Raw genomic sequence first — 18201 nt, 5'->3', positions numbered from 1 at the left:
GATGATGACAAAAACCAAAGCAGACAAGTACCCGCAGCGTGTCCGCAATGAGCTGCGTTTCCGTGAGCTGACGGTGCTGCGCGTGGAGCGCGCAGGCGCGGCGTTCCAGCGTATCGTGCTGGGAGGCGAGGCGCTGGAAGGCTTCGCCTCTCACGGCTTTGACGACCATACCAAGCTTTTTTTCCCCGAGCCGGGCGCGGCATTTACCCCGCCGCAGGTGACCGAGGAGGGGATTGACTGGGGGGAAGGCGTGCGGCCTGCCACCCGCGACTATACGCCGCTGTACGATGCCGAACGTCACGAGCTGGCTTACGATTTCTATATCCACGATGGCGGTATCGCCAGCCGTTGGGCGCTGGAAGCAAAAGTGGGCGATAAGCTGGTGATCGGCGGCCCGCGCGGCTCGCTGGTGGTGCCGGAAGATTATGCCTGGCAGCTGTATGTTTGCGATGAGTCCGGCATGCCGGCGCTGCGCCGTCGTCTGCTGGGATTACGCCAGCTGCCGGCGAGGCCGCAGGTGACGGCCATCGTTACTATCGCCGATGCGTCGTATAAAGATTATCTGGCGGATCTCGACGGCTTTAACATCGAGTGGGTGGTGGGCCACAATCCGGCCTTCGTCGCCGAGCGTCTGGCGCAGGTGAAGGTGCCGGCGGAGGATTATTTTATCTGGCTGACCGGCGAAGGCGCGGTGGTGAAATCGCTGCTGGCGCGCTTTGAAGACGAGAGCATCGATCAGCAGCTGGTGCGTTCCCAGGCGTACTGGCACAGCAAGTAAAAAGCCATCGTGGTAAAACCCGGATAGCGGCGCGTCGCGCCTTATCCGGGCTACCGGCGGTGCCGTTTTTTGTCGGGTGGCGGCTTACGCCTTACCCGACCTGCTATTCGGCGGTGTTACATCGCCCCGGTAAGCGCAGCGCCACCGGGGAAGGCTTAGCGTTCCGCCAGCGCCTTAAACACCATCGCCACCGCGTGGGCGCCGGGGTCCATGTTGCCGAGCAGGCTATCGCTGTTGAGATAGGACGCGCGTCCGGCGCCGGCTTTGCTTGACTGGCAGGTGCGATCCGCCCCGGCCTGCGCCGCGGCGAAAGCGGCCTGCAGATTCTCCGGTTCGGCCAGCAGCGCCGCCAGGGCCGGCTGCAGAGCGTCGATCATCGTCCGGTCTCCCTCATCGGCGCCGCCGTAAAACTTCATCTGTTCCAGACCGGCGTTCAGCGCCTCGGCCACGCTGGCGCCTTGCCCCAGCTTCTGCCCGGCAGCGGTGAAGAAGATAGACATCAATACCCCGCTGGAGCCGCCCATCACCACCGTCAGGCGTTCGCCGATCAGCGCGAAGAGCGTTGGCAGATCGTTCAGGGGCAGCTGCTGACGCTCGAGCCGCTCGGCAATTTCGCGCGCCCCGGCGGCGAAGGTGGAGCCGGTATCGCCGTCGCCTACTTTGGCATCCAGCGCGTTGAGATGTTCTTCAAGATCGATGAGGGCGCCGGTCACCTGCGCCACGTAATCGCCCACCTGTGGGTTGGCCGAGGGCGTAAAATCCACCCGGGCGCTGTCGAGGGTGGACGGCACGACGTTGATAGTCCGCGGCTGCACCGGCTTCTGCCAGCTGGCGGTTTCCACATCCGAAAGCAGCGCTTTCTCAATACTCTCCTCCAGCACGATGGTGGTCAGCGAGAAGCCTTTCATATCCAGCGCCGTCACCAGCGAGGCCGGGCCTATTAACCAGTCAATGCGCGCCTGCAGCGGGGTGTTGGCCAGCTCGCGGGTCAGAATCGCCATCTCAGCCACCGACACGCCGCCGAGGTTATTGAGCATCACCGCCAGGCGGCCGGTTTCCGGTAGGGCGGCGGTCAGTTTTTCCACCATCAGGTTAACGATTTCTGCACTGTTTTGCGTGGCGATCGTCGAGGCGCCCGGCTCACCGTGGATGCCCATTCCCAGCTCGGCGTGACCGGCCTGATGGCGCGGCGCGCTGTCGGCTTCCTGCGGCAGGTGGCAGCTGGCCAGCGCCACCCCGATGCTGGCGGTATGGCTGGCGGCGTATTGCGCTTCACGCAGGACGGTGGCGAGGTTGAAGCCGCGCTCGGCGAAATAGCCCGCCACTTTATGCACCAGAATGGTCCCGGCGATGCCGCGCGGCTGTTTGTTATCCGGCAGCGAAATATCGTCGCCGACGATCAGCATCTCCACGTTGTAGCCGAGTCGGCGCGCTTTCTCCGCCGCCAGACCGAAGTTAAGCCGATCGCCGGTGTAGTTTTTGACGATCAGCAGGCAGCCCGCCTCGCCGGTCACTGCCTGAATGGCGGTGAGCACCGCGTCGACGCTCGGCGAGGCGAACAGATCGCCGCAGACCGCGGCGGTCAGCATGCCTTTACCAATAAAGCCGACGTGCGCCGGTTCATGGCCGGCGCCGCCGCCGGAGATCACCGCCACGTTGTTTTTATTCAGATCGCGACGGACCACCACCCGGATCGCCGGGTCGCTCTCCAGACGGGCGAGGTTATTCCACGGGCTGGCGATAATGGTACCCTCAATCACATCGTTGACGAGGCTGGCGCGCTGGTTAAAAAAGAATTGAGACATAGTGGTTCCTGAAGAGTAAGCGAAAACTCACCCTCCGGAGGCAGGCCCCCGGAGCGGTAACGGTCAACGTGAATTTTAGTCACGGATAAGGCGCTGGTGGCGCATATCGAGCACGATAGTCTCGCCGGGCTGCACGCTGTTCAGCGCCTCGCCCTGCTGGCTCAGCCAGGCGATCCCCGCCGCGCGGGCGATAATCGCGCCGTGAGCCTGTTCGCTGCCATCGCGCAGGCACAGGCCTTTAACGAAGCTGGCATCCAGCTGTAAGACGGTTGAGGGATAAATGTTGTCGGCAATAATAATTGTTGGCTCGCCGGGCGTCGGCACTCTCTCCTGAACGCCCTGCAGATGGCGCAGGGTGCGCTGCAAAATATCTTCGATATCGATATAGCGCGCCTGCAGGTAGGGGTCATCCAGCTGGCGATACTGCTGGCTGAGCTCCATCAACACCTGATGCCATGCCCATTCCGCCGTGCATTGTTCGGTGAGCAGGCGATCGTTGGCGGCATCAAACAGATCGTCATCGTCGAGCAGGGTGTGGTGCCCGGCGAAGATCGCCGCGATATCGGCGTGAAATTTATTTTCCGCCAGCTCGGTCAGGGCGATAAGATCCGCCAGCGTCTGGTCAATGGCCTGGCGCAGGCGCTGCTGCTCGCGGGCGGCATCGGCGGCAGCCGGGCGGAGCGGCTGGATCAGGGCCAGCGGATAGCGCAGGGCAGCGCCTTCGACGCGCTCGGGCGTTGCCGGAGCCGCTGCCGGTTGCGCCGCAGGCGATTCACCGAAGTTATCGGCGGCCAGCGCCTGAAACGCCGCCAGCGCCGCGTCGGCATCCGGACCGCGGGCCAGCAGGCGCAGCTTATCGTTGCGGCGGACCTGCAATAGCGCGATTTGGTTGAGGCTGTCCGGTTTGACGCACTTCCCGTTTTTCTCCAGCAGCAGATCGGCGTTAAAGCCCGCCAGCGCGGCGACCAGCTTCGACGCCGGACGCACGTGCAGGCCGTTGTGATTGTTAATAATGACTGACACCGATTTTGTGTCGCCGTCGTCGGCAAGCATCGGCTCCGGCGCGGCGTCAGAAGTTGGCGAAGGTAAACCCAGCTGAACCCGCTTGGCCTCCAGGGCGCTCATGGCGTCGGCGATCACCTTGTCGATCCCGGCGCCGGAGGCAGCGCTGACGGTGGCCGCCAGCGTCCCTTCCACCAGCGGCGCGGCGCACAGTCGCACCTTCGCGGCAATCGCCGGATCGAGCAGATCGAGGGCGGTTTCGGCGCTGAGCAACGCGCTGCCGATATCCATCATCACCAGCACGTGATCGGTATCGGCCACGGATTCGATCGCCTCCATGACTTTAAGCGGATCGGTGCCGATCGGGCTGTCGGGATCGTCGATCCCGGCGGCGATCGCCAGTTTGCAGCCATCGTTGATTAACATCTGCCGGGCCAGTTCTCCGACACCTTCGCCCAGCCGGGCGCTATGAGAAACAATAACCAGGTTTACCATCGCGATTTCCTTACTCTTTGGCGGCGGCGGCCAGCATCTGAACCATAAACAGCACCGAGGTCGCGCCGGGATCCTGATGTCCGATGCTGCGCTCGCCGAGATAGCTGGCGCGGCCTTTACGCGCCTGCATAGTGATGGTGGCGTGGGCCGCACGCTCGGCCACTTCGCAGGCGGCATCCATCGCGGCGGCGATCGACAGGTGCTGCTCGCTGGACTGGCGCAGGGAGTCCACCACCGGCAGCCAGACGTCGCACATGGTTTTATCCCCTGGCTCCGCTTTGCCGCGATTGACGACACCGTCCGCACCTTCGCGGATCATCAGGTACAGCTCGTCGAGCGTCAGGCTCTGGTGGGCCTGGGTCACCTGCGCGGCGCGAATGAAGAAGGTGCCGAACAGCGGGCCGCTGGCGCCGCCGACGTTGGAGAGCAGCGTCATGCCGGTGTTTTTGAGGATAAAGCCAATATCTTTATCGGCAATCGACGGCAGCTTTTCGACCACTTTACTGAAACCGCGGTGCATATTGAGACCGTGGTCGGCGTCGCCAATCTCTTTATCGAGGCCGGTGAGAAAATCGCTCTCTTTGGTGAAAATATCGCCGCAGCGGTACAGCCAGTCGACGATTTGCGTTCTGTTCAGTGACATGTCGTGCTCCTTAGTTTCCCCAGTTCAGCGCCGGGGTGTGAACCGGGGCGTCCCATAGCGTCAGCGTCTCGTCATCCACTTTCAGCAGAGTGATGGAGAAGCCCGCCATATCCAGCGAAGTACAGTAGCTGCCGATGAGGTTGCGTTCGATGATGATGCCGGACGCTTCGCAGCGCTGGGCAAGGCGGTTATACACGCCATACAGTTCGGAAAGCGGAGTGGCGCCGAGGTTATTAACCAGCGCGATAACCCGGTCGCCGTTTTGCAGCGCGGTTTTGCTCTGCTGCACTTCCTGCCACGCGCCCTTGACGGTATCCCACTGGCGCAGCGTGCGGCTGTAAGCGCCGTTTTCCAGCAGGGTATCGAACATCTCATCGACGGTTTGGTCCAGCGAGCTGAAGCGGCGGCGGTCGATGCCCGGCTCGCCGTGAATGCCGACGCCGAACTCCATCTCGTCATCTTTCAGCGTAAAGGAGGGCTGCCCGGCAGCCGGTACGGTGCAGGCGCCGAGGGCGATACCAATCGAGTGGCCGAGATTGTTCAGGCGGCGGCCCAGTTCAGCGCAGGCTTCCAGCGAGTCGCCGCGCTCGGCGGCGGCGCCGACCAGTTTTTCGATCAGTACGGTGTTGGCGACGCCGCGACGACCGGCGGTATAGAGGCTGTCTTTCACCGCCACGTCGTCGTCGACCACCACGGTGGTGACTTTAATGCCGCTCTCATGCAGCAGCTCGGTGGCGGTCTCAAAATTCAGGATGTCGCCGGTATAGTTTTTGATAATTAGCAAGACGCCTTCGCCGCCGTCAATTTGCATCGCGCATTCAAACATTTTGTCCGGCGTCGGCGAGGTGAAGATTTCTCCCGGACAGGCGCCGGAGAGCATGCCCTGGCCGATATAGCCGCAGTGCATCGGTTCATGTCCGCTGCCGCCGCCGGAGAGCAGGGCCACCTTGCCAGCCACCGGCGCGTCGGTGCGGGTCACATACAGCGGGTCCTGATGCAGGGTCAGCTGCGGATGGGCTTTAGCCAGCCCCTGTAATTGTTCATTCAGTACATCTTCAACACGGTTAATCAGCTTTTTCATTATTCAGTGCTCCGTTGGAGAAGGTTCGATGCCGCCTCTCTGCTGGCGGAGGCAGTCATCGCGTAGGGGTATCGTCTGACGGTGGAGCGTGCCTGGCGATATGATGATTCTGGCTGAGCGGACGAAAAAAAGAATGCCCCGACGATCGGGTTTCATTACGAAACATTGCTTCCTGATTTTGTTTCTTTATGGAACGTTTTTGCCGAGGATATGGTGAAAATGCGAGCTGGCGCGCTTTTTTTCTTCTGCCATAAGCGGCGGTCAGGATAGCTGGCGAAGCGGGTGGGAAAAAATTTTTTGCTGATTTTCTGCCGACTGCGGGAGAAAAGGCGGTCAAACACGGAGGATTGCAAGGGCATTATGCGGCAAAGGAGCGGATCGGGATCGCAATCCTGACAGAGACTAGGGTTTTTTGTTCCAATATGGAACGTAAAAAATTAACCTGTGTTTCATATCAGAACAAAAAGGCGAAAGATTTTTTTGTTCCCTGCCGGCCCTACAGTGATCGCACTGCTCCGGTACGCTCCGTTCAGGCCGCGCTTCACTGGCCGGCGCGGATAACGCCAGGGCTCATCATGTCTACATGCGCACTTATTTGAGGGTGAAAGGAATGCTAAAAGTTATTCAATCTCCAGCCAAATATCTTCAGGGTCCTGATGCTGCTGTTCTGTTCGGTCAATATGCCAAAAACCTGGCGGAGAGCTTCTTCGTCATCGCCGACGATTTCGTAATGAAGCTGGCGGGAGAGAAAGTGGTGAATGGCCTGCAGAGCCACGATATTCGCTGCCATGCGGAACGGTTTAACGGTGAATGCAGCCATGCGGAAATCAACCGTCTGATGGCGATTTTGCAAAAACAGGGCTGCCGCGGCGTGGTCGGGATCGGCGGTGGTAAAACCCTCGATACCGCGAAGGCGATCGGTTACTACCAGAAGCTGCCGGTGGTGGTGATCCCGACCATCGCCTCGACCGATGCGCCGACCAGCGCGCTGTCGGTGATCTACACCGAAGCGGGCGAGTTTGAAGAGTATCTGATCTATCCGAAAAACCCGGATATGGTGGTGATGGACACGGCGATTATCGCCAAAGCGCCGGTACGCCTGCTGGTCTCCGGCATGGGCGATGCGCTCTCCACCTGGTTCGAGGCCAAAGCTTGCTACGATGCGCGCGCCACCAGCATGGCCGGAGGACAGTCCACCGAGGCGGCGCTGAGCCTCGCCCGCCTGTGCTATGATACGCTGCTGGCGGAGGGCGAAAAGGCCCGTCTGGCGGCGCAGGCCGGGGTAGTGACCGAAGCGCTGGAGCGCATCATCGAGGCGAACACTTACCTCAGCGGCATTGGCTTTGAAAGCAGTGGCCTGGCCGCTGCCCATGCAATCCACAACGGTTTCACCATTCTTGAAGAGTGCCATCACCTGTATCACGGTGAGAAAGTGGCCTTCGGTACCCTGGCGCAGCTGGTGCTGCAGAACAGCCCGATGGACGAGATTGAAACGGTGCTGGGCTTCTGCCAGCGCGTCGGCCTGCCGGTGACGCTCGCGCAGATGGGCGTCAAAGAGGGGATCGACGAGAAAATCGCCGCGGTGGCGAAAGCTACCTGCGCGGAAGGGGAAACCATCCATAATATGCCGTTTGCGGTGACCCCGGAGAGCGTCCATGCCGCTATCCTCACCGCCGATCTGTTAGGCCAGCAGTGGCTGGCGCGTTAATTCGCGGTGGCTAAACCGCTGGCCCAGGTCAGCGGTTTTTCTTTCTCCCCTCCGGCAGTCGCTGCCGGAGGGGTTCTCTATGGTACAACGCGGAAAAGGATATGACTGTTCAGACTCAGGATACCGGGAAGGCGGTCTCTTCCGTCATTGCCCAGTCATGGCACCGCTGCAGCAAGTTTATGCAGCGCGAAACCTGGCAAACGCCGCACCAGGCCCAGGGCCTGACCTTCGACTCCATCTGTCGGCGTAAAACCGCGCTGCTGACCATCGGCCAGGCGGCGCTGGAAGACGCCTGGGAGTTTATGGACGGTCGCCCCTGCGCGCTGTTTATTCTTGATGAGTCCGCCTGCATCCTGAGCCGTTGCGGCGAGCCGCAAACCCTGGCCCAGCTGGCTGCCCTGGGATTTCGCGACGGCAGCTATTGTGCGGAGAGCATTATCGGCACCTGCGCGCTGTCGCTGGCCGCGATGCAGGGCCAGCCGATCAACACCGCCGGCGATCGGCATTTTAAGCAGGCGCTACAGCCATGGAGTTTTTGCTCGACGCCGGTGTTTGATAACCACGGGCGGCTGTTCGGCTCTATCTCGCTTTGCTGTCTGGTCGAGCACCAGTCCAGCGCCGACCTCTCCCTGACGCTGGCCATCGCCCGCGAGGTGGGTAACTCCCTGCTTACCGACAGCCTGCTGGCGGAATCCAACCGCCACCTCAATCAGATGTACGGCCTGCTGGAGAGCATGGACGATGGGGTGATGGCGTGGAACGAACAGGGCGTGCTGCAGTTTCTCAATGTTCAGGCGGCGAGACTGCTGCATCTTGATGCTCAGGCCAGCCAGGGGAAAAATATCGCCGATCTGGTGACCCTCCCGGCGCTGCTGCGCCGCGCCATCAAACACGCCCGCGGCCTGAATCACGTCGAAGTCACCTTTGAAAGTCAGCATCAGTTTGTCGACGCGGTGATCACCTTAAAACCGATTGTCGAGGCGCAAGGCAACAGTTTTATTCTGCTGCTGCACCCGGTGGAGCAGATGCGGCAGCTGATGACCAGCCAGCTCGGTAAAGTTAGCCACACCTTTGAGCAGATGTCTGCCGACGATCCGGAAACCCGACGCCTGATCCACTTTGGCCGCCAGGCGGCGCGCGGCGGCTTCCCGGTGCTACTGTGCGGCGAAGAGGGGGTCGGGAAAGAGCTGCTGAGCCAGGCTATTCACAATGAAAGCGAACGGGCGGGCGGCCCCTACATCGCCGTCAACTGCCAGCTATATGCCGACAGCGTGCTTGGCCAGGACTTTATGGGCAGCGCCCCTACCGACGATGAAAATGGTCGCCTGAGCCGCCTTGAGCTGGCCAACGGCGGCACCCTGTTTCTGGAAAAGATCGAGTATCTGGCGCCGGAGCTGCAGTCGGCCCTGCTGCAGGTAATTAAGCAGGGCGTGCTCACCCGCCTCGACGCCCGGCGCCTGATCCCGGTGGATGTGAAGGTGATTGCCACCACCACCGTCGATCTGGCCAATCTGGTGGAACAGAACCGCTTTAGCCGCCAGCTGTACTATGCGCTGCACTCCTTTGAGATCGTCATCCCGCCGCTGCGCGCCCGACGCAACAGTATTCCGTCGCTGGTGCATAACCGGTTGAAGAGCCTGGAGAAGCGTTTCTCTTCGCGACTGAAAGTGGACGATGACGCGCTGGCGCAGCTGGTGGCCTACTCGTGGCCGGGGAATGATTTTGAGCTCAATAGCGTCATTGAGAATATCGCCATCAGCAGCGACAACGGCCACATTCGCCTGAGTAATCTGCCGGAATATCTCTTTTCCGAGCGGCCGGGCGGGGATAGCGCGTCATCGCTGCTGCCGGCCAGCCTGACCTTTAGCGCCATCGAAAAGGAAGCTATTATTCACGCCGCCCGGGTGACCAGCGGGCGGGTGCAGGAGATGTCGCAGCTGCTCAATATCGGCCGCACCACCCTGTGGCGCAAAATGAAGCAGTACGATATTGACGCCAGCCAGTTCAAGCGCAAGCATCAGGCCTAGTCTCTTCGATTCGCGCCATGGAGAACAGGGCATCCGACAGGCGATTGCTGTAGCGTTTGAGCGCGTCGCGCAGCGGATGCGCGCGGTCCATGGCCGTCAGCAGGCGTTCGAGCCGACGGGACTGGGTGCGCGCCACGTGCAGCTGGGCAGAGGCGAGATTCCTCCCCGGGATCACGAACTGTTTTAACGGGCCGCTCTCGGCCATATTGCGGTCGATAAGCCGCTCCAGGGCGGTGATCTCCTCTTCGCCGATCGTCTGGCTCAGGCGGGTCAGGCCCCGCGCATCGCTGGCCAGTTCAGCCCCCAGCACGAACAGCGTCTGCTGAATATGGTGCAGGCTTTCCCGCAGCCCGGCGTCGCGGGTCGTGGCGTAGCAGACGCCCAGCTGGGATATCAGTTCATCGACGGTGCCGTAGGCCTCGACGCGAATATGGTCTTTCTCGATGCGGCTGCCGCCGTACAGGGCGGTGGTGCCTTTATCCCCGGTGCGGGTATAGATACGATACATTCAGTTTCTCTCACTTAACGGCAGGACTTTAACCAGCTGCCCGGCGTTGGCGCCGAGCGTACGCAGATGATCGTCGCTATCGGTGACGTGTCCGGTAGCCAGCGGCGCGTCCGCCGGCAGCTGGGCATGAGTGAGGGCTATCTCGCCGGACGCGCTGAGCCCGATACCCACCCGCAGGGGCGAGCTTCTGGCCGCCAGGGCGCCCAGCGCAGCGGCGTCACCGCCTCCGTCATAGGTTATGGTCTGGCAGGGGACCCCCTGCTCCTCCAGCCCCCAGCACAGCTCATTGATGGCGCCGGCATGGTGCCCGCGCGGATCGTAAAACAGGCGTACGCCTGGCGGTGAAAGCGACATGACGGCCCCCTCGTTAACACTCAGAATGCCTGGCGGAAAATCGCGGCAATCTCCTGCTCGTTGCCTTTACGCGGGTTCGAGAACGCATTGCCGTCTTTCAGAGCCATCTCCGCCATGTAGGGGAAGTCGGCCTCTTTTACCCCCAGATCGCGCAGATGCTGCGGAATACCGATATCCATCGACAGACGCGTGATAGCGGCGATGGCTTTTTCCGCCGCGTCGAGAGTGGACAGTCCGGTGATATTTTCGCCCATCAGTTCAGCAATATCGGCGAATTTCTCCGGGTTGGCGATCAGGTTGTAGCGGGCCACATGCGGCAGCAGGACAGCGTTGGCCACGCCGTGCGGCATGTCGTACAGGCCGCCCAGCTGGTGCGCCATGGCGTGCACGTAGCCGAGGTTGGCGTTATTGAAAGCCATCCCGGCCAGCAGAGAAGCATAGGCCATGTTTTCCCGCGCCTGCAGATTGCTGCCGAGGGCCACGGCCTGGCGCAGGTTGCGGGCGATGAGGCGGATCGCCTGCATGGCGGCGGCGTCCGTCACCGGGTTAGCGTCTTTGGAGATATAGGCCTCTACGGCGTGGGTCAGGGCATCCATCCCGGTCGCCGCGGTCAGGGCGGCCGGTTTACCGATCATCAGCAGCGGATCGTTGATAGAGACCGACGGCAGGTTGCGCCAGCTGACGATCACAAACTTCACTTTGGTTTCGGTGTTGGTCAGGACGCAGTGGCGGGTGACCTCGCTGGCGGTGCCGGCGGTGGTGTTGACCGCGACGATAGGCGGCAGCGGGTTGGTCAGGGTCTCGATTCCGGCATACTGGTACAGATCGCCCTCATGGGTGGCGGCGATGCCGATGCCTTTGCCGCAATCGTGCGGGCTGCCGCCGCCCACGGTGACGATGATGTCGCACTGTTCGCGGCGAAACACGGCGAGGCCGTCGCGCACGTTGGTGTCTTTCGGGTTCGGCTCGACGCCGTCAAAGATCGCCACCTCGATCCCGGCCTCCCGCAGATAATGCAGGGTTTTGTCCACCGCGCCATCTTTAATTGCCCGCAGGCCTTTGTCGGTGACCAGCAGGGCTTTTTTCCCCCCCAGCAGCTGGCAGCGTTCGCCGACTACGGAAATGGCGTTGGGGCCAAAAAAGTTAACGTTTGGCACCAGATAATCAAACATACGATAGCTCATAATATACCTTCTCGCTTCAGGTTATAATGCGGAAAAACAATCCAGGGCGCACTGGGCTAATAATTGATCCTGCTCGACCGTACCGCCGCTAACGCCGACGGCGCCAATTACCTGCTCATTAAAAATAACTGGCAGGCCGCCGCCAAAAATAATAATTCGCTGTTGGTTGGTTAGCTGCAGACCGTACAGAGATTGTCCTGGCTGGACCGCTGAAGTAATTTCATGGGTACCTTGCTTCAGGCTGCAGGCGCTCCAGGCTTTATTCAGGGAAATATCGCAGCTGGAGACGAAGGCCTCGTCCATCCGCTGAATAAGCAGCGTGTTGCCTCCGTGGTCAACCACGGAAAACACCACCGCCACGTTGATCTCAGCGGCTTTTTTTTCCACCGCCGCCGCCATTTGCTGGGCGGCAGCCAGGGTGATTGTCTGAACTTGTTGGCTCTTGTTCATCATTCTCTCCCGCACCAGGATAACGCTGGCGCGAATAGTCAGTAGGGGGCGATAGTAAAAAACTATTACCATTCGGTTGGCTTGCTTTATTTTTGTCAGCGTTATTTTGTCGCCCGCCATGATTTAGTCAATAGGGTTAAAATAGCGTCGGCAAAACGTAATTAAGGGCGTTTTTTATTAATTGATTTATATCATTGCGGGCGATCACATTTTTTATTTTTGCCGGCGGAGTAAAGTTTCATAGTGAAACTGTCGGTAGATTTCGTGTGCCAAATTGAAACGAAATTAAATTTATTTTTTTCACCACTGGCTCATTTAAAGTTCCGCTATTGCCGGTAATGGCCGGGCGGCAACGACGCTGGCCCGGCGTATTCGCTACCGTCTGCGGATTTCACCTTTTGAGCCGATGAACAATGAAAAGATCAAAACGATTTGCAGTACTGGCCCAGCGCCCCGTCAATCAGGACGGGCTGATTGGCGAGTGGCCTGAAGAGGGGCTGATCGCCATGGACAGCCCCTTTGACCCGGTCTCTTCAGTAAAAGTGGACAACGGTCTGATCGTCGAACTGGACGGCAAACGCCGGGACCAGTTTGACATGATCGACCGGTTTATCGCCGATTACGCGATCAACGTTGAGCGCACAGAGCAGGCAATGCGCCTGGAGGCGGTGGAAATAGCCCGCATGCTGGTGGATATTCACGTCAGCCGGGAGGAGATCATTGCCATCACTACCGCCATCACGCCGGCCAAAGCGGTCGAGGTGATGGCGCAGATGAACGTGGTGGAGATGATGATGGCGCTGCAGAAGATGCGTGCCCGCCGGACCCCCTCCAACCAGTGCCACGTCACCAATCTCAAAGATAATCCGGTGCAGATTGCCGCTGACGCCGCCGAGGCCGGGATCCGCGGCTTCTCAGAACAGGAGACCACGGTCGGTATCGCGCGCTATGCGCCGTTTAACGCCCTGGCGCTGTTGGTCGGTTCGCAGTGCGGCCGTCCCGGCGTGTTGACGCAGTGCTCGGTGGAAGAGGCCACCGAGCTGGAGCTGGGCATGCGTGGCTTAACCAGCTACGCCGAGACGGTGTCGGTCTACGGCACGGAAGCGGTATTTACCGACGGCGATGATACTCCGTGGTCAAAGGCGTTCCTCGCTTCGGCCTACGCCTCCCGCGGGTTGAAAATGCGCTACACCTCCGGCACCGGATCCGAAGCGCTGATGGGCTATTCGGAGAGCAAGTCGATGCTCTACCTCGAATCGCGCTGCATCTTCATTACCAAAGGCGCCGGGGTTCAGGGGCTGCAAAACGGCGCGGTGAGCTGTATCGGCATGACCGGCGCTGTGCCGTCGGGCATTCGGGCGGTGCTGGCGGAAAACCTGATCGCCTCTATGCTCGACCTCGAAGTGGCGTCCGCCAACGACCAGACTTTCTCCCACTCGGATATTCGCCGCACCGCGCGCACCCTGATGCAGATGCTGCCGGGCACCGACTTTATTTTCTCCGGCTACAGCGCGGTGCCGAACTACGACAACATGTTCGCCGGCTCGAACTTCGATGCGGAAGATTTTGATGATTACAACATCCTGCAGCGTGACCTGATGGTTGACGGCGGCCTGCGTCCGGTGACCGAGGCGGAAACCATTGCCATTCGCCAGAAAGCGGCGCGGGCGATCCAGGCGGTTTTCCGCGAGCTGGGGCTGCCGCCAATCGCCGACGAGGAGGTGGAGGCCGCCACCTACGCGCACGGCAGCAACGAGATGCCGCCGCGTAACGTGGTGGAGGATCTGAGTGCGGTGGAAGAGATGATGAAGCGCAACATCACCGGCCTCGATATTGTCGGCGCGCTGAGCCGCAGCGGCTTTGAGGATATCGCCAGCAATATTCTCAATATGCTGCGCCAGCGGGTCACCGGCGATTACCTGCAGACCTCGGCCATTCTCGATCGGCAGTTCGAGGTGGTGAGTGCGGTCAACGACATCAATGACTATCAGGGGCCGGGCACCGGCTATCGCATCTCTGCCGAACGCTGGGCGGAGATCAAAAATATTCCGGGCGTGGTTCAGCCCGACACCATTGAATAAGGCGGTATTCCTGTGCAACAGACAACCCAAATTCAGCCCTCTTTTACCCTGAAAACCCGCGAGGGCGGGGTAGCTTCTGCCGATGAACGCGCCGATGAAGTGGTGATCGGCGTCGGCCCTGCCTTCGATAAACACCAGCATCACACTCTGATCGATATGCCCCATGGCGCGATCCTCAAAGAGCTGATTGCCGGGGTGGAAGAAGAGGGGCTTCACGCCCGGGTGGTGCGCATTCTGCGCACGTCCGACGTCTCCTTTATGGCCTGGGATGCGGCCAACCTGAGCGGCTCGGGGATCGGCATCGGTATCCAGTCGAAGGGGACCACGGTCATCCATCAGCGCGATCTGCTGCCGCTCAGCAACCTGGAGCTGTTCTCCCAGGCGCCGCTGCTGACGCTGGAGACCTACCGGCAGATTGGCAAAAACGCCGCGCGCTATGCGCGCAAAGAGTCACCTTCGCCGGTGCCGGTGGTGAACGATCAGATGGTGCGGCCGAAATTTATGGCCAAAGCCGCGCTATTTCATATCAAAGAGACCAAACATGTGGTGCAGGACGCCGAGCCCGTCACCCTGCACGTCGACTTAGTAAGGGAGTGACCATGAGCGAGAAAACCATGCGCGTGCAGGATTATCCGTTAGCCACCCGCTGCCCGGAGCATATCCTGACGCCTACCGGCAAACCATTGACCGATATTACCCTCGAGAAGGTGCTCTCTGGCGAGGTGGGCCCGCAGGATGTGCGGATCTCCCGTCAGACCCTTGAGTACCAGGCGCAGATTGCCGAGCAGATGCAGCGCCATGCGGTGGCGCGCAATTTCCGCCGCGCGGCGGAGCTTATCGCCATTCCTGACGAGCGCATTCTGGCTATCTATAACGCGCTGCGCCCGTTCCGCTCCTCGCAGGCGGAGCTGCTGGCGATCGCCGACGAGCTGGAGCACACCTGGCATGCGACAGTGAATGCCGCCTTTGTCCGGGAGTCGGCGGAAGTGTATCAGCAGCGGCATAAGCTGCGTAAAGGAAGCTAAGCGGAGGTCAGCATGCCGTTAATAGCCGGGATTGATATCGGCAACGCCACCACCGAGGTGGCGCTGGCGTCCGACGACCCGCAGGCGAGGGCGTTTGTTGCCAGCGGGATCGTCGCGACGACGGGCATGAAAGGGACGCGGGACAATATCGCCGGGACCCTCGCCGCGCTGGAGCAGGCCCTGGCGAAAACACCGTGGTCGATGAGCGATGTCTCTCGCATCTATCTTAACGAAGCCGCGCCGGTGATTGGCGATGTGGCGATGGAGACCATCACCGAGACCATTATCACCGAATCGACCATGATCGGTCATAACCCGCAGACGCCGGGCGGGGTGGGCGTTGGCGTGGGGACGACTATCGCCCTCGGGCGGCTGGCGACGCTGCCGGCGGCGCAATATGCCGAGGGGTGGATCGTACTGATTGACGACGCCGTCGATTTCCTTGACGCCGTGTGGTGGCTCAATGAGGCGCTCGACCGGGGGATCAACGTGGTGGCGGCGATCCTCAAAAAGGACGACGGCGTGCTGGTGAACAACCGCCTGCGTAAAACCCTGCCGGTGGTAGATGAAGTGACGCTGCTGGAGCAGGTCCCCGAGGGGGTGATGGCGGCGGTGGAAGTGGCCGCGCCGGGCCAGGTGGTGCGGATCCTGTCGAATCCCTACGGGATCGCCACCTTCTTCGGGCTAAGCCCGGAAGAGACCCAGGCCATCGTCCCCATCGCCCGCGCCCTGATTGGCAACCGTTCAGCGGTGGTGCTCAAGACCCCGCAGGGGGACGTGCAGTCGCGGGTGATCCCGGCGGGCAACCTCTACATTAGCGGCGAAAAGCGCCGCGGAGAGGCCGATGTCGCCGAGGGCGCGGAAGCCATCATGCAGGCGATGAGCGCCTGCGCTCCGGTACGCGACATCCGCGGCGAACCGGGCACTCACGCCGGCGGCATGCTTGAGCGGGTGCGCAAGGTAATGGCGTCCCTGACCGGCCATGAGATGAGCGCGATATACATCCAGGATCTGCTGGCGGTGGATACGTTTATTCCGCGCAAGGTGCAGGGCGGGATGGCCGGCGAGTGCGCCATGGAGAATGCCGTCGGGATGGCGGCGATGGTGAAAGCGGACCGTCTGCAAATGCAGGTTATCGCCCGCGAACTGAGCGCCCGACTGCAGACCGAGGTGGTGGTGGGCGGCGTGGAGGCCAACATGGCCATCGCCGGGGCGTTAACCACTCCCGGCTGTGCGGCGCCGCTGGCGATCCTCGATCTCGGCGCCGGCTCGACGGATGCGGCGATCGTCAACGCGGAGGGGCAGATAACGGCGGTCCATCTCGCCGGGGCGGGGAATATGGTCAGCCTGTTGATTAAAACCGAGCTGGGTCTCGAGGATCTTTCGCTGGCGGAAGCGATAAAAAAGTACCCGCTGGCCAAAGTGGAAAGCCTGTTCAGTATTCGTCACGAGAATGGCGCGGTGGAGTTCTTTCGGGAAGCCCTCAGCCCGGCGGTGTTCGCCAAAGTGGTGTACATCAAGGAGGGCGAACTGGTGCCGATCGATAACGCCAGCCCGCTGGAAAAAATTCGTCTCGTGCGCCGGCAGGCGAAAGAGAAAGTGTTTGTCACCAACTGCCTGCGCGCGCTGCGCCAGGTCTCACCCGGCGGTTCCATTCGCGATATCGCCTTTGTGGTGCTGGTGGGCGGCTCATCGCTGGACTTTGAGATCCCGCAGCTTATCACGGAAGCCTTGTCGCACTATGGCGTGGTCGCCGGGCAGGGCAATATTCGGGGAACAGAAGGGCCGCGCAATGCGGTCGCCACCGGGCTGCTACTGGCCGGTCAGGCGAATTAAACGGGCGCTCGCGCCAGCCTCTCTCTTTAACGTGCTATTTCAGGATGCCGATAATGAACCAGACTTCTACCTTAACCGGGCAGTGCGTGGCCGAGTTTCTTGGCACCGGATTGCTCATTTTCTTCGGCGCGGGCTGCGTCGCTGCGCTGCGGGTCGCCGGGGCCAGCTTTGGTCAGTGGGAGATCAGTATTATCTGGGGCCTTGGCGTCGCCATGGCCATCTACCTGACGGCCGGTGTCTCCGGCGCGCACCTAAATCCGGCGGTGACCATTGCCCTGTGGCTGTTCGCCTGTTTTGAACGCCGCAAGGTGCTGCCGTTTATTGTTGCCCAGACGGCCGGGGCCTTCTGCGCCGCCGCGCTGGTGTATGGGCTCTATCGCCAGCTGTTTCTCGATCTTGAACAGAGTCAGCATATCGTGCGCGGCACTGCCGCCAGTCTTAACCTGGCCGGGGTCTTTTCCACGTACCCGCATCCACATATCACTTTTATACAAGCGTTTGCCGTGGAGACCACCATCACGGCAATCCTGATGGCGATGATCATGGCCCTGACCGACGACGGCAACGGAATTCCGCGCGGGCCGCTGGCGCCGTTGCTGATTGGCTTGCTGATCGCCGTGATCGGCGCGTCGATGGGGCCGCTAACCGGCTTTGCGCTGAATCCGGCGCGCGACTTCGGTCCAAAACTGTTTACCAGTCTGGCCGGGTGGGGCTCGATCGCCTTTACCGGTGGGCTGGCGATCCCTTACTTTCTGGTGCCGCTGCTGGCGCCGGTGGTGGGGGCGATTATCGGGGCGTTTTTGTATCGCAAGCTTATCGGCCGCCATCTGCCGTGCGAATGCGGTATCGATGAGTAAAGCGGGACCCGCCGCAGCGCGGCGGGTTTCCCCGGCCTGATGCCGGGGGGGTTATTTTTTGATGACCGCGCTGAGATCGCCAAGTTTAGCGGCGGGGTTCTTGTGGCACTCCTGCAGCATTTTCGGTACCGAAACGGTCTCGACTTCATGCCAGTCAACATAGTCGCCGCCGCTAAAGTCGGTGTTGCGATTCACTACCCAGAAGGCCACCGGGGTCATGCTTTTTGGGTTCATATCCATAAATTCCTGACAGGTCATATTCTGCGGCGTGGTTTCCTCAACCGCGAACGCCGGGCTGGTCATCAGACAGAATGTGGTAGCCGCCACGGTCAATACGAGTGCTTTAGGTAAATTCATTTTCTTCTCC

The 18201-nt window shown here is 60.9% G+C and carries 18 protein-coding genes; 8 read left to right on the top strand and 10 right to left on the bottom strand.

Annotated elements, in window-relative coordinates:
- Position 1: 1 nt before the first annotated feature.
- Positions 2–778 (top strand): putative enzyme, ferredoxin reductase-like, FAD-linked, NADP-linked, encoded by a 777-nt coding sequence (locus tag KPHS_46310; protein YP_005228931.1) that lies wholly within the window; start codon positions 2–4, stop codon positions 776–778.
- 155 nt (positions 779–933) lie between these two features.
- On the opposite strand, the gene KPHS_46300 is transcribed toward KPHS_46310, so the two are convergent.
- The 5 genes from KPHS_46300 to KPHS_46260 form a co-directional block, all read right to left on the bottom strand.
- Positions 934–2583, bottom strand: coding sequence for a putative dihydroxyacetone kinase (locus tag KPHS_46300; protein YP_005228930.1), 1650 nt, complete (start codon positions 2581–2583; stop codon positions 934–936).
- A gap of 75 nt (positions 2584–2658) precedes the next feature.
- Positions 2659–4080: a dihydroxyacetone kinase subunit DhaM gene (locus tag KPHS_46290; RefSeq protein YP_005228929.1), complete on the bottom strand. Its 1422-nt coding sequence runs from the start codon at positions 4078–4080 to the stop codon at positions 2659–2661.
- A gap of 10 nt (positions 4081–4090) precedes the next feature.
- Positions 4091–4723 (bottom strand): dihydroxyacetone kinase ADP-binding subunit, encoded by a 633-nt coding sequence (locus KPHS_46280; protein ID YP_005228928.1) that lies wholly within the window; start codon positions 4721–4723, stop codon positions 4091–4093.
- Between the two features lie 10 nt (positions 4724–4733).
- Positions 4734–5804, bottom strand: a complete 1071-nt coding sequence (locus KPHS_46270) for a dihydroxyacetone kinase subunit DhaK (RefSeq protein YP_005228927.1) — start codon at positions 5802–5804, stop codon at positions 4734–4736.
- Positions 5805–5959: 155 nt separating this feature from the next.
- Complete coding sequence (locus KPHS_46260; RefSeq protein YP_005228926.1) at positions 5960–6145, bottom strand: hypothetical protein; 186 nt, start codon at positions 6143–6145, stop codon at positions 5960–5962.
- A gap of 269 nt (positions 6146–6414) precedes the next feature.
- Between KPHS_46260 and KPHS_46250 the strand changes: the two genes are divergently transcribed.
- Both KPHS_46250 and KPHS_46240 read left to right on the top strand, forming a co-directional pair.
- The gene (locus KPHS_46250) at positions 6415–7512 is read left to right on the top strand and encodes a putative glycerol dehydrogenase (RefSeq protein ID YP_005228925.1); all 1098 of its coding nucleotides are present in this window, start codon (positions 6415–6417) and stop codon (positions 7510–7512) included.
- Between the two features lie 101 nt (positions 7513–7613).
- Complete coding sequence (locus KPHS_46240) at positions 7614–9539, top strand: glycerol metabolism operon regulatory protein (RefSeq protein YP_005228924.1); 1926 nt, start codon at positions 7614–7616, stop codon at positions 9537–9539.
- On the opposite strand, the gene KPHS_46230 is transcribed toward KPHS_46240, so the two are convergent.
- From KPHS_46230 to KPHS_46200, 4 genes are read right to left on the bottom strand one after another with little or no spacing between them, the layout of a single operon-like run.
- On the bottom strand, positions 9517–10047 hold the full coding sequence (locus tag KPHS_46230) for a cob(I)yrinic acid a,c-diamide adenosyltransferase (RefSeq protein ID YP_005228923.1): 531 nt from the start codon (positions 10045–10047) through the stop codon (positions 9517–9519). The genes KPHS_46240 and KPHS_46230 overlap by 23 nt on opposite strands.
- A complete protein-coding gene (locus tag KPHS_46220) occupies positions 10048–10401 on the bottom strand; it encodes a glycerol dehydratase-reactivation factor (protein ID YP_005228922.1) in 354 nt (117 codons plus the stop codon).
- A gap of 20 nt (positions 10402–10421) precedes the next feature.
- On the bottom strand, positions 10422–11585 hold the full coding sequence (locus KPHS_46210; protein YP_005228921.1) for a 1,3-propanediol oxidoreductase: 1164 nt from the start codon (positions 11583–11585) through the stop codon (positions 10422–10424).
- A gap of 21 nt (positions 11586–11606) precedes the next feature.
- A complete protein-coding gene (locus KPHS_46200; protein ID YP_005228920.1) occupies positions 11607–12155 on the bottom strand; it encodes a DhaG protein in 549 nt (182 codons plus the stop codon).
- Positions 12156–12448: 293 nt separating this feature from the next.
- Between KPHS_46200 and KPHS_46190 the strand changes: the two genes are divergently transcribed.
- Genes KPHS_46190 through KPHS_46150 form a run of 5 tightly spaced genes read left to right on the top strand, consistent with a single transcriptional unit; the run spans position 12449 to position 17834 of the window.
- Positions 12449–14116 (top strand): glycerol dehydratase, encoded by a 1668-nt coding sequence (locus tag KPHS_46190; protein YP_005228919.1) that lies wholly within the window; start codon positions 12449–12451, stop codon positions 14114–14116.
- Positions 14117–14128: 12 nt separating this feature from the next.
- Positions 14129–14713, top strand: coding sequence for a glycerol dehydratase (locus KPHS_46180; protein ID YP_005228918.1), 585 nt, complete (start codon positions 14129–14131; stop codon positions 14711–14713).
- 2 nt (positions 14714–14715) lie between these two features.
- Positions 14716–15141, top strand: a complete 426-nt coding sequence (locus tag KPHS_46170; RefSeq protein YP_005228917.1) for a glycerol dehydratase small subunit — start codon at positions 14716–14718, stop codon at positions 15139–15141.
- 12 nt (positions 15142–15153) lie between these two features.
- Positions 15154–16977 (top strand): glycerol dehyrdratase activator, encoded by a 1824-nt coding sequence (locus KPHS_46160; RefSeq protein ID YP_005228916.1) that lies wholly within the window; start codon positions 15154–15156, stop codon positions 16975–16977.
- A gap of 53 nt (positions 16978–17030) precedes the next feature.
- Positions 17031–17834 carry a putative major Intrinsic protein channel, glycerol diffusion gene (locus KPHS_46150; RefSeq protein YP_005228915.1) on the top strand — a complete coding sequence of 268 codons (804 nt, stop codon included), beginning with the start codon at positions 17031–17033 and terminating at the stop codon, positions 17832–17834.
- 51 nt (positions 17835–17885) lie between these two features.
- On the opposite strand, the gene KPHS_46140 is transcribed toward KPHS_46150, so the two are convergent.
- Entirely contained in the window at positions 17886–18191 is a 306-nt protein-coding gene (locus KPHS_46140) for an acid-activated periplasmic chaperone HdeB (protein YP_005228914.1), read from the bottom strand.
- Between the last annotated feature and the right edge of the window lie 10 nt (positions 18192–18201).

The organism is Klebsiella pneumoniae subsp. pneumoniae HS11286 (assembly GCF_000240185.1).
GTDB classification, from domain to species: domain Bacteria; phylum Pseudomonadota; class Gammaproteobacteria; order Enterobacterales; family Enterobacteriaceae; genus Klebsiella; species Klebsiella pneumoniae.
The sequence above is the reverse complement of the archived record's forward strand: the minus strand, read 5'-3'. Positions and strand labels throughout refer to the sequence as shown.

What these genes read in the sequence shown, in the direction of transcription:
- KPHS_46300 (YP_005228930.1), bottom strand. Translation starts at nt 2,583, where the DNA reads ATGTCTCAATTCTTTTTTAACCAGCGCGCCAGCCTCGTCAACGATGTG.
- KPHS_46200 (YP_005228920.1), bottom strand. Translation starts at nt 12,155, where the DNA reads ATGGCGGGCGACAAAATAACGCTGACAAAAATAAAGCAAGCCAACCGA.
- KPHS_46290 (YP_005228929.1), bottom strand. Translation starts at nt 4,080, where the DNA reads ATGGTAAACCTGGTTATTGTTTCTCATAGCGCCCGGCTGGGCGAAGGT.
- KPHS_46280 (YP_005228928.1), bottom strand. Translation starts at nt 4,723, where the DNA reads ATGTCACTGAACAGAACGCAAATCGTCGACTGGCTGTACCGCTGCGGC.
- KPHS_46250 (YP_005228925.1), top strand. Translation starts at nt 6,415, where the DNA reads ATGCTAAAAGTTATTCAATCTCCAGCCAAATATCTTCAGGGTCCTGAT.
- KPHS_46160 (YP_005228916.1), top strand. Translation starts at nt 15,154, where the DNA reads ATGCCGTTAATAGCCGGGATTGATATCGGCAACGCCACCACCGAGGTG.
- KPHS_46270 (YP_005228927.1), bottom strand. Translation starts at nt 5,804, where the DNA reads ATGAAAAAGCTGATTAACCGTGTTGAAGATGTACTGAATGAACAATTA.
- KPHS_46170 (YP_005228917.1), top strand. Translation starts at nt 14,716, where the DNA reads ATGAGCGAGAAAACCATGCGCGTGCAGGATTATCCGTTAGCCACCCGC.
- KPHS_46210 (YP_005228921.1), bottom strand. Translation starts at nt 11,585, where the DNA reads ATGAGCTATCGTATGTTTGATTATCTGGTGCCAAACGTTAACTTTTTT.
- KPHS_46220 (YP_005228922.1), bottom strand. Translation starts at nt 10,401, where the DNA reads ATGTCGCTTTCACCGCCAGGCGTACGCCTGTTTTACGATCCGCGCGGG.
- KPHS_46150 (YP_005228915.1), top strand. Translation starts at nt 17,031, where the DNA reads ATGAACCAGACTTCTACCTTAACCGGGCAGTGCGTGGCCGAGTTTCTT.
- KPHS_46230 (YP_005228923.1), bottom strand. Translation starts at nt 10,047, where the DNA reads ATGTATCGTATCTATACCCGCACCGGGGATAAAGGCACCACCGCCCTG.
- KPHS_46310 (YP_005228931.1), top strand. Translation starts at nt 2, where the DNA reads ATGATGACAAAAACCAAAGCAGACAAGTACCCGCAGCGTGTCCGCAAT.
- KPHS_46240 (YP_005228924.1), top strand. Translation starts at nt 7,614, where the DNA reads ATGACTGTTCAGACTCAGGATACCGGGAAGGCGGTCTCTTCCGTCATT.
- KPHS_46190 (YP_005228919.1), top strand. Translation starts at nt 12,449, where the DNA reads ATGAAAAGATCAAAACGATTTGCAGTACTGGCCCAGCGCCCCGTCAAT.
- KPHS_46140 (YP_005228914.1), bottom strand. Translation starts at nt 18,191, where the DNA reads ATGAATTTACCTAAAGCACTCGTATTGACCGTGGCGGCTACCACATTC.